The sequence below is a fragment of the Bathymodiolus azoricus thioautotrophic gill symbiont genome (assembly GCF_001298715.1).
In the GTDB taxonomy this organism is placed as follows: Bacteria; Pseudomonadota; Gammaproteobacteria; order PS1; family Pseudothioglobaceae; genus Thiodubiliella.
The window spans coordinates 1-4,141 of sequence record NZ_CDSC02000498.1 but is presented as its reverse complement, the minus strand read 5'-3'; the positions used below and the strand labels follow the sequence as shown (position 1 = coordinate 4,141).

The window sequence follows — 4,141 nt, the reverse complement described above, 5'->3', positions numbered from 1 at the left end:
CATTTGTGCCATTAATTAATAGTTATACATTTAAAATCACCTAATATATCAAGAAGGAAATCATGTCAAAAATTAACCAAATAGAAAATGCCTTGAAGGAATTAGATGGAGGTGCATTTCAAAAACTAGCTAATTCTTATTTACTGAAAAGGGGGTATCCGCAAATAAAACCAACAGGCTCTGTTGCTGGAAGCAATAAAGTGAGGAAAGGAACTCCAGACACCCTAATTCAAACAGAAGATGGTAAATATATATTTTGTGAATATACAACTATTTCAGAAAATAAAGTCTATAGTAAGTTTTATGATGACTTAACCAAATGCCTTAACGAAAACAAAACAGGTGTAGCAATTTCAAAAATTAAAGAGATTGTATTGTGCTGCACATCTGACTTATCTATCGAAAACATAGATAAATTAAGCAAGCAATGTCAAATAGAAGAAGTGAATCTTAATCTGTTTGGCTTGGGAGCTATTTCATATGATTTATTGGAAAAATACCCTAGCATTGCTAAAGATTATCTTGGCATTGAGGTGGATACTGGTCAAATTGTACCTCTTAATGATTTTATTTCTTGGCACGAAGAGAACAAATTAACCACAACACTAGAAACTAGTTTTCACTTTAGAGAAGAGGAAAAAAGTAACTTACTTTCATTAATTAATGATAATAGTCTAGTGATTGTCACAGGGAAAGCAGGCGTAGGAAAAACCAGAATTGCCATTGAATGTTATCGACAATTCACAAAAGAGAATAAAAAATACAAAGCCTACTGTATATTTAATAGAGAATGTAATTTATTTGAAGATATAAAATCATATTTTTCTAATTCTGGTTATTTTCTTATTTTTGTAGATGATGCCAATCGAATTAGTGGCTTTCAGTATATCGTTCAGCTATTACAAACAAAGCGAGATAACCAGAATTTTAAAATTATCGTAACCGTTAGAGATTACGCATTAGATAAAATTAGAGAGACCTGCCAGCCTATCGAAGTTAGTTCTGAGATCAACATAAAACCATTTACCAATGAAGAAATTAAAAAACTCGTACAAGAGGAATTCGAAATTAAGAACCAGTCATATTTGGATAGGATAGTAAGTATTTCTCATGGAAACCCTCGTATCGCAGTAATGGCAGCGCAAGTTGCTAAAGATAGTAATACGTTTAATAGTATTAGAGATGTTTCAGAAATATATGATAAATATTTTTCATCAATAAAATCCGATCTTGATGCTTTAAAAGATGGGACTATTCTAAAAGTTGCTGGAATTGTTGCTTTTTTTAGATCTGTTGACATAACAAATAATAACTTGATGTCGGATATAGGTAAGATATTTGATATCTCTGCTGAAGATTTTGAGAAAGCATCAAAGAAACTTCATGAGATGGAAGTTTTAGATATGTTTGAAAATGAGGTGGTCAAAATATCAGACCAAGTTTTTTCTACCTATCTTTTCTATCTTGTGTTTTTTAAGGAAAAATTGATTGATTTTTCCATTCTAATAGATAAGGATTTATTCCCACAGTATAAGCGACGACTCGTCGATGCCATTAGCCCAATCTTGAACACCTTCAATTTGAATGAAACTAAGCAAACCATGAAAATATCGGTCGATAAAGTATGGGAACAAATACAAGCAAAGGATGAAGGTGCATTTCTACAATTGATTGATGTTTTTTGCTTTTTGAAACCAACCGAGACGCTAATCTTTATTCAGAATGAAATCAGGAATTATGATAGCCAAAAAATTCCTTTTGATGACATTAAATTCGAAAAAAATTCTATTTCATCTTTACCTAAATTCCTCTCAGCTCTTTCACAGTTTAGGCATTATAGAGAAGATGATGTGAATATGAATATATCTTTAGATCTCTTTTTGCAATATGCCAAAAAGCAACCAGGCGATACGCCAGATATTCTACATTTCCTCATTGATAGATATGCTTTTCAACCAGAATCTTACCGAGATGCTTACCATGTCCAACACGCCGTTGTTGACAAAATATTAGAATGTAGCAGTTCAGGGGGAGATGAGTATTTTACTAGGATGTTTATTGCTTTGTCGGGCGACTATCTGCATACCCATTTTTCTAGCACTAAGTCAGGAATAGGGCATACAGATACAGTGTCTATCACACCATTTGATGTTGTTGCTTCAGATGAACTATTTAAACTCCGAGAAAAGATTCTGACGAATTTATTTAGCCTATATGGCAACATGAAATATCAACAATATATTCTTAAATTAATATTGTCTTATACGCAGTCTGGGGACAAGATTTCTGTTGGTGAAATTATTGTGCATGACTCAAAACAAATAGCATTATTCTTCAACGATAAACTTGACCCTAATAACCTTTATCACTGTGTTATTGTTCAACAATATTTGAGATTGTTAAAGCGTTTCAATATTCCAGTTAAAGAAGAATTAAAGATACGGTTTAAATCTTCCAGTTATGTGCTTTACGACCTTCTCAGAAATAAATTGGAAAAGAAAAGGTTGGCACATGGTCAGGATCAGAATGCCTATAGGAGATATGAGAAGAAGGAAATAGCAGGGTTTATGGGGTCGTATGCCAAAGAAAATTATGATGAAATACTTCATGAACTTTTCAATATCTTAGAAACTCTTGAGGGATACTCTAAATGGCAAATCAATCAAGGGGTGATTGCTATACTGGAAGAACTTGCGATACGCAATCCAAGTTTATTCTGTGAAGTTATAAAAAACTACCTGCAGCAAGGAGAATATTTGACAATTAATCCTTCGATTGTAGTGTCTAACCTTATTTCGTCTTTTGGCTCAATAGCATCACTTGCTATTTTAACCCTTTCAGACTATCCAACGAAAAATCTATGGCTGTTTAGTTATTATCAGCATCTTTTGAAAAAAGATATCAAGCAAAAACAAATTGATGCCTTGTCAAAATTATATCAAATATCGGATTACAAACACTTCACTCATGAAGTCGATTATCTTTTAAGATACGAGGCTATAAAAAAAGGTTTTGTTGCTGAAATTGTTCAAATTATTAGTGATAGATCGAGAATAACTTCAGAATTTGCATATGCTGTATCTCTTGTGTTCTGTAAGCATACCAAAATAAATAAACAATTACCTTCCTTGTTTTCATCGCGTCCAGAATTACTTGAAAATACCTATATAGCAGTTGATAAAGTGAAACCTCAAGTTGATTATGATGGTGTTGCGTTTTCAAAACTACTTGATAATAATCAAGGCTTCATTAACAGATATCTAGAAGATAGATTCTCTCAGAATAAGTGTCTAAATAACCATGATGAGCGTGATTATTCGTTTATCTGGTTGCGTGATGATTATTTAAGCGTTATGCAACGAATCTCAGAAGTTGTTTTCAAGTATCGACAAAAAGATCGGTGTTTTGTTGATTATTATGATGATGATTATTTAGTATTTCTCAAGGAAGTTGCAAACTCTCAAACTGACGAAAGCATATTAGAGAGACAAGATGAATATTTTCTCGGAGAAATTTGCAGCGAACACTCTAAAAAGAAATATATGCATTTACTTTTTTCTGTTATTGTTAACTTTGAATCTAAACGCAAAATAACTTTTTACAAAACATTCTTAGAAAAGAATACACAATTTGAAGATTTCAAAGACTTGCCATTTGAACCAATGCCAGCCTACTTGTCAGGTAGTGCTGTGCCGATGTTGCAAAAAAAGATAGATTTTTACAAAAAAATTATACCACTATGTAATTCGGCAGAATTATTAGAGCATAAACAATATATTGAACAAAGAATAAGAGGCATACGTTACGAAATTCGGAATGAGAAAAAAAGAGACTTTACTGAGGCATGATAGTGTTGCGTATAACAATCACATGCACTCGGACAGTAAAAAGTTTACTTGATCAAAGAAACTGGGTATTACTATCTCAATGAATGGCAAGGGATGTATCTGCATTGAACGCTTTTGGAGAAGTGCAAAATGCGAAAGAATCTATTTGAACGAATACCAATCTATCCGTGAATTAATGACTGATGTAGATGATTATATTGAGTTTTATAACCATCGAAGATTCCATGAAATATTGGCATATAACCCCCCATGGATGTGTACCAAGAAAGTATAAAATTAAATCAAGAAAAAGC

The 4,141-nt window shown here is 32.5% G+C and carries 2 protein-coding genes; both read left to right on the top strand.

Translation table 11 applies throughout. From position 1 onward, the window contains the following. Window positions 1–62: 62 nt before the first annotated feature. Window positions 63–3,848: an nSTAND3 domain-containing NTPase gene (locus BAZSYMA_RS09385; protein WP_090718466.1), complete on the top strand. Its 3,786-nt coding sequence runs from the start codon at window positions 63–65 to the stop codon at window positions 3,846–3,848. Window positions 3,849–3,927: 79 nt separating this feature from the next. After that, a complete protein-coding gene (locus BAZSYMA_RS10720) occupies window positions 3,928–4,122 on the top strand; it encodes an IS3 family transposase (RefSeq protein WP_090718463.1) in 195 nt (64 codons plus the stop codon). Window positions 4,123–4,141 lie beyond the last annotated feature (19 nt).